The organism is Streptomyces sp. NPDC093801 (assembly GCF_040701585.1).
Classification (GTDB): domain Bacteria; phylum Actinomycetota; class Actinomycetes; order Streptomycetales; family Streptomycetaceae; genus Streptomyces.
Genome location: NZ_JBFBDP010000051.1, coordinates 47285 through 53448, shown reverse-complemented (window position 1 = coordinate 53448; position 6164 = coordinate 47285). Strand labels below are relative to the sequence as shown.

The 6164-nt window shown below is 76.8% G+C and carries 4 protein-coding genes; 2 read left to right on the top strand and 2 right to left on the bottom strand.

The features are described from left to right. Nucleotides 1-144 precede the first annotated feature (144 nt). Both AB0469_RS37540 and AB0469_RS37535 read right to left on the bottom strand, forming a co-directional pair. The gene (locus AB0469_RS37540; protein ID WP_366456065.1) at nucleotides 145-1029 is read right to left on the bottom strand and encodes an ABC transporter permease; all 885 of its coding nucleotides are present in this window, start codon (nucleotides 1027-1029) and stop codon (nucleotides 145-147) included. Further along, entirely contained in the window at nucleotides 1026-3743 is a 2718-nt protein-coding gene (locus AB0469_RS37535) for an alpha/beta fold hydrolase (RefSeq protein ID WP_366456064.1), read from the bottom strand. The genes AB0469_RS37540 and AB0469_RS37535 overlap by 4 nt, the downstream gene beginning before the upstream one ends. Nucleotides 3744-3890: 147 nt before the next feature. Between AB0469_RS37535 and AB0469_RS37530 the strand changes: the two genes are divergently transcribed. Together AB0469_RS37530 and AB0469_RS37525 are read left to right on the top strand one after the other, a co-directional pair. Further along, nucleotides 3891-5423: an ATP-dependent DNA ligase gene (locus AB0469_RS37530; protein WP_366456063.1), complete on the top strand. Its 1533-nt coding sequence runs from the start codon at nucleotides 3891-3893 to the stop codon at nucleotides 5421-5423. A gap of 152 nt (nucleotides 5424-5575) precedes the next feature. Then, entirely contained in the window at nucleotides 5576-6148 is a 573-nt protein-coding gene (locus tag AB0469_RS37525; RefSeq protein ID WP_366456069.1) for an XRE family transcriptional regulator, read from the top strand. The last annotated feature ends 16 nt before the right edge of the window (nucleotides 6149-6164 follow it).

Genomic DNA, 6164 nt, shown 5'->3' with positions numbered 1-6164 from the left:
AACGCTCGACTGGGAAACCCCAGCCGAGCGCCTGCATAAACTCCTCGCGGCCTGATCAAACCGACCACGTGTTGCAACGACCCCTAGAAACCGCCAATTCCCGGGAGGGCCCTCGGCGCCTCGGCCCGTGTCCTGGGCAGTCCCTCAGGACACGATGTCCTTGCGGGAGAAGCCGCGGAACGCGAGGGCGAACAGCACCAGCGCGTACGACACGGACACCACCGTCCCCTTGAGCATCCCGCCCCACTCCAGCTGCGGCTGCAGGGCGTCCACCCAGGCGAACTGCCAGTGCGCGGGCAGGAACTCCCGCCACGACCCGAGCGCGGTCACCGCGTCCAGCACGTTGCCCACGATCGTCAGCCCGACGGCCCCGCCGACCGCGCCCAGCGGCGCGTCCGTCCGGGTCGACAGCCAGAACGCCAGCCCGGCCGTGACCAGCTGCGACACGAACACGAAGGCCACCGCGACCGCCAGCCGCGGCACGGTCTCCCCGGCGGGCAGCGCCCCGCCCGCGGGCAGCTTCAGCGGCCCCCACCCGTACGCGGCCGTGCCCGCCGCCAGTGCCACCACCGGCAGCAGCACGATCGCGGCGAGGCTGAACCCCAGCGCCACCACCAGCTTGCTCCACAGCAGCCGGGCCCGGGGCACCGGCGAGGCCAGCAGGTAGCGCAGCGAGGACCAGCTCGCCTCCGAGGCGACGGTGTCCCCGCAGAACAGGGCCACCGGCACCACCAGCAGGAAGCCGGCCGACACGAACAGGCAGGTCGCCGCGAAGTTCGCGCCGGAGGCCGTCGCCGTGTCGATGAAGCTCACCCGGCCGTCGGCCCCGCCGCGGCCGTCGTCCGCGCCGCCGCCCACCGCGAAGGCGATGATCATGACGAACGGCAGGGCGGCCAGCACCCCGCCCATCACCAGCGTCCGCCGCCTGCGCCACTGCCGCAGCGCCTCCACGCGCAGCGGCAGCGTCCGCCCCGGCCGGTAGCCGGGCGCGGTCTCCCCGGCGGGAGCCGGGGCCCGTACGGCGCTCATGCCGCACCTCCGATCAGGGTCAGGAAGGCGTCCTCGAGCCGCCGGTGCGGGCCCACCGCCGACACCGGCAGCTCCAGCCGCACCAGTTCGGCGATCAGGGCGGCGGGCGACGCGCCGTCGAGCCGTACGAGGAGCCCCTCCTCGGCCGGCACCGCGGAGGCGACGCCCTCCAGCGCCGCGACCTTGCCGACGGCCACCTCGTCCACCGGCCCCTCCAGCGCCACCAGGAGGGTGTCCCCGCCGCCGGTGATCTCGGCGACCGGCCCGGCCTGCACCAGCCGCCCGCGGTCCATGACCACCAGGTGCGTGCAGGACTGCTCCACCTCCGACAGCAGGTGGCTGGAGACGATCACGGTCCGCCCGGCGGCGGCGTAGCGGATCATCACGTCGCGCATCTCCCGGATCTGCGGCGGGTCCAGACCGTTCGTCGGCTCGTCCAGGATCAGCAGGTCCGGCAGCCCCAGCATCGCCTGCGCGATCGCCAGCCGCTGCCGCATGCCCTGGGAGTACGTGCGCACCGCGCGGTCCAGGGCGTCGCCGAGCCCGGCGATCTCCAGGGCCTCCGCCAGGTGCGCGTCCTCGGCGGGGCGGCCGGTGGCCCGCCAGTACAGCTCCAGGTTGGCCCGGCCGCTCAGGTGCGGCAGGAACCCGGCGCCCTCCACGAAGGCCCCGACCCGCGACAGCACCGGGGCCCCGGGACGGATCGCGTGCCCGAACACCCGGATCTCCCCGGCGTCCGGCGTGATCAGCCCCATCAGCATCCGCAGGGTCGTGGTCTTGCCCGCCCCGTTGGGCCCCAGCAGGCCCAGCACCTGGCCGCGCTCCACCCGGAAGGAGAGGTCCCGCACGGCGTAGCGGTCCTGCGCCTTCGCGTAGCGCTTGGTCAGCCCGGTGATGTCGAGCGGTACGCCGGCCAGCGCGGGCTCGGGCGGCGCCGCGGCCCGGGTCCCGCCCGTCCGGCGGATCCCGAGCAGCGCGGCGGCCAGCGCCACCGCGCCCAGCGGCAGCCACCACACCCAGCCGGGCAGTCCGGCGGGGGCGGCCCGTACTGCGTCCGCGACGGGCACCCGCAGCGGCTCGCGCACCGCGACGGTGTACGAGGCCGGCTCGGCCGGGGAGGCGTAGCCGAGGTCGGTGGCCGCGACCACCAGCCGCAGCCGGTGCCCGGCCTGGAAGGCGTGGTCGACGGCCGGGAGCCGCAGCCGCACGCTCCGGCCCTGCCCGGCGTCCGCCACCCGCACCGGCGCCACGAGCAGGCTCGGCAGCACCTGCTGGCGCCCGTCGGGCCCCACGTCGTACAGCTTCCCGAAGAGCACGGCCGAACCGTCAGCGGCGGTCGACCTCACGTCGAGGGTGACCGTCGGGGTCCCCGTGACCCGTACCTCCGCGGCCAGCGGCTCCGAGTCGAAGCGGGCGTTCTGCCCGGGGAAGTCCAGGGAGAACCCGGTTCCGAGGGAGGCGAGCTGCCCGCCGATGCCGGGCAGCGCCGACAGGGCGGGCGGAGCCCCGCCGGCCGGGTTCGCGAAGGTCTGCTCCCGTCCGGCCAGGGCGAACGCCCGCGGACCGGACTCCAGCCCGGGGTAGCGGTCGCCGGTCGCGCTGCGCACCATGATCCGCCCGTCGGTGGAGTCGATGCCGCCGGTGCGCGAGACCCGGAAGGCCGGGCCGGTGTCCGCGCCCGCGTCGCCCTTGAGGTAGCGGTCGAACCAGGCCGCCACCCGGGCCTCGATCCGGCCGGACTCGCGCATGCCGCCGTCGTGCCCGCCGACCGCCCAGTCCACGGCGACCGGAGCGCCGTTCGCGGCGATGGCCTTCGCCATGGCGTCGGCCTGGTCCAGCGGGAAGAGGGAGTCGTCCTGCCCCTGCACGATCAGCGCGGGCACCCTGATCCGGTCGCCGACGGCCGAGGGGCTGCGCCGCTCCAGCAGCTCGCGCGCCTCGGCGTCGGGCTTCCCGGCCACGGCGACCCGCTCGTACATGGCGCACAGCTGCGGCTCGAACCGTCCGCAGCCGGGTGCCGCCGGGGACCCGGCCGCGCCGGCCGGGCGGCCGGGCGGCCCGAGGCCGTCGGCCGAGCCGCTCGTGAAGAAGATCCCGGCCCAGAGCTTCTTGAACACGCCCTGGGGGAAGAGGGAGTCCGCGAGGTTCCAGTACGTGATCTGCGGGGCGATCGCGTCCACCCGCCGGTCGTACCCCGCGGCCAGCAGCGCCACGGCCCCGCCGTAGGAGGCGCCGGCCACGCCCACGCGCGGGTCGCCGGGCGCGTCGAGCCGCACCTCGGGGCGGCGGGCCAGCCAGTCGACGAGCGCGGAGACGTCCTTGACCTCGTGCTCGGGGTCGTTGAGCCCGATCCTCCCGCCGGAGCGGCCGAAGCCGCGCGCCGACCAGGTCATGACCGCGTAGCCGTCGCGGGCCAGACGCTCGGCCTGCGCGCGGACGTCGTCCTTGCTGCCGCCGAAGCCGTGCCCGAGGAGGACGGCGGGACGGCGCCCGGAGGCGTCGCCCGCCGTGAAGAAGGAGGTGTCGATGTCGGTGCCGGCGGAACCGTCCGCGTCCGCGCCGGGCATCCGCAGGACCTGGTCCAGGCGGTGCACGGCCGGCTCGTCCCCGGAGGCGGCCGCGGCCGTCCAGGTGCCGGCGCCCGCGAGGACCGCGAGGGCGGCGGCGCCGGCGAGCAGGCGGCCCCGGGGCCGCCGGGGCAGTCGGAGCTTCATGGGGGAACCCTAAAGCCCCTGACCGCCTTCCCCGAGCTCCCTCAGGGGGAGCCCCGCCCCTTCTCCAGGAGTACCCGCGCGGCCCCGCGTACCGCGTCCGCGGTACCCGGGCTGCGGGGAGGCGCCGGCGGCGGCAGGATGGGGCGCATGCTGCTGGCCGAGGTCGCGCGCGTGTCCCGGGAGGTCGCCGGGACCTCCGCCCGGTCCCGGAAGACCGCCCTGCTCGCGGAGCTCTTCGCGGCCGCCCCCGCCGACGAGGCCGGCCTGGTCATCGCCTATCTGTCCGGCCGGCTCCCGCAGGGCCGGCCGGGCGTCGGCTGGCGCACCCTCGCCGAGGAGGTCGGCCCCGCCTCCGGGCCCACCCTGACGGTGCGGGCCGTCGACGCGGCGGTGGACGAGCTGGCCGCCGTCTCCGGCCCGGGCGCGCAGGCCGCCCGGCGCCGGATCGTGGCCGCCCTGCTGGGCGCCGCCACCGCGGCCGAACAGCGGTTCCTGCGCAGCCTGCTCTCCGGCGAGGTCCGCCAGGGCGCGCTGGACGCGGTGGCCCTGGAGGCGGTGGCCGCGGCCGCCGGGGTGCCCGCGGCCGCGCTGCGCAGGGCGGTGATGCTCGACGGCTCGCTGCCCCGGGTGGCCGCGGCGGTGCTGGCCGAGGGCGCCTCGGCGCTGAGCGGGGCGACCCTGCGCGTCGGGCGGCCCGTACAGCCCATGCTGGCCGGGACCGCCCGCTCGCTGGAGGACGCCCTGAGGGCCCTCGGCCCGTGCGCGGTGGAGGAGAAGCTCGACGGGATCCGGGTCCAGGTCCACCGCGAGGGAGCGGAGGTCCACGTGTACACCCGCTCCCTGGACGAGATCACCGACCGGCTGCCGGAGGTCGCCGAGCTGGCCCGGAGCCTGCCGGGGGAGCGGTTCGTCCTCGACGGGGAGGTCATCGGGCACGACGCCGACGGGCGGCCGGTGCCCTTCCAGGAGATCGCGAGCCGGGTCGGCTCCCGGGTGGACGTGGCCGCCGCCCGCCGCGCCCTTCCCGTCACCGCGTACTTCTTCGACCTGCTGGCCCTCGGCGACCGGGTCCTGCTGGACCTGCCGGTCGGCGAACGGTACGCGGCCCTGGCCGGCCTCGTCCCCGGGGCCGCCCGGGTCCGCCGCCTGGTGGTCGAGGACCCGGCCGCGCAGGCGGAGCAGGCGGCGGCGTTCTGGTCCGAGACCCTGCGCCGGGGCCACGAGGGGGTGATGGCCAAGGGGCTCGGCTCCCCGTACGCGGCGGGCCGGCGGGGCAAGCAGTGGCTGAAGGTCAAACCGGTGCACACCCTCGACCTGGTCGTGCTGGCCGCCGAATGGGGCCACGGCCGCCGCACCGGCCTGCTGTCGAACCTGCACCTGGGCGCCCGGGCCGCCGACGGCGCCTTCGCCATGCTCGGCAAGACCTTCAAGGGCCTCACCGACGAGATGCTGCGCTGGCAGACCGACCGGCTGCGCGAGCTCGCGGTGGAGGACGACGGGTTCACCGTCCGGGTCAGGCCGGAGCTGGTCGTCGAGATCGCCTACGACGGCCTCCAGCGCTCCCCGCGCTACCCGGCGGGGGTGGCCCTGCGCTTCGCGCGGGTGCTGCGCCACCGTCCGGACAAGGGGCCGCAGGAGGCCGACACGGTGGCGACGGTGCTGGAGCGGCGCGGCAGCTGAACCCGGCGGGCCCGGAATTTGCCTCAGGGGCAAGGAAGATTGCCAGCTGGGCAAGACTCTGGCTCAATCGGGGCATGACCCCCCGTCCCGAGGAACCCTCGGACACCGAGGCCCCACCGGCCCCCGGCGGCCCCGCCGGCGAGCTGCCCGCCATGGCCCCGCAGCTGCGCGAGCTGCGCCGGCGCGCCGGCCTCACCCTGGAGGCGGCCGCCGCCAGGGCCCGGCTCTCGCCCGCGCACCTGTCGCGGCTGGAGACCGGCCGGCGCCAGCCCTCGCTGCCGCTGCTGCTCGGCCTCGCCCGCACCTACGGGACGACCGTCTCCGAGCTGCTCGGCGAGACCCCGGCCGTCGCCGATCCCATCGTACGCGCCGGAGGCCCCGGGGCCCGCGAGGCCGACGGGTGGACGTACTGGCAGGCCGGGGGCTCCGGGCGGGGGATGCAGGCGCTGCGCGTGCACGTCCCGCCGGGGCGCAGCCAGGGCGAGCTGGTCCGCGTCCACCCCGGGGAGGAGTGGCTGTACGTGCTCGGCGGCCGCCTGCGGCTGCACCTGGGGGAGGCCGAGCACCTGCTGGAGCCGGGGGACAGCGCGCACTTCGACTCGCTGACCCCGCACCGGATCGGCGCGGCCGGCCCGGGCGGGGCGGAGCTCCTGTTCGTGCACACCCTGCTGCAGAGCAGCCTCGCCGGGGTGTGCCTCGGCGGGGCCGCGCAACACCACCGCTAGCCGTCGACCAGTCGAC

What these genes read in the sequence shown, in the direction of transcription:
- AB0469_RS37530 (WP_366456063.1), top strand. Translation starts at nt 3,891, where the DNA reads ATGCTGCTGGCCGAGGTCGCGCGCGTGTCCCGGGAGGTCGCCGGGACC.
- AB0469_RS37535 (WP_366456064.1), bottom strand. Translation starts at nt 3,743, where the DNA reads ATGAAGCTCCGACTGCCCCGGCGGCCCCGGGGCCGCCTGCTCGCCGGC.
- AB0469_RS37540 (WP_366456065.1), bottom strand. Translation starts at nt 1,029, where the DNA reads ATGAGCGCCGTACGGGCCCCGGCTCCCGCCGGGGAGACCGCGCCCGGC.
- AB0469_RS37525 (WP_366456069.1), top strand. Translation starts at nt 5,576, where the DNA reads ATGGCCCCGCAGCTGCGCGAGCTGCGCCGGCGCGCCGGCCTCACCCTG.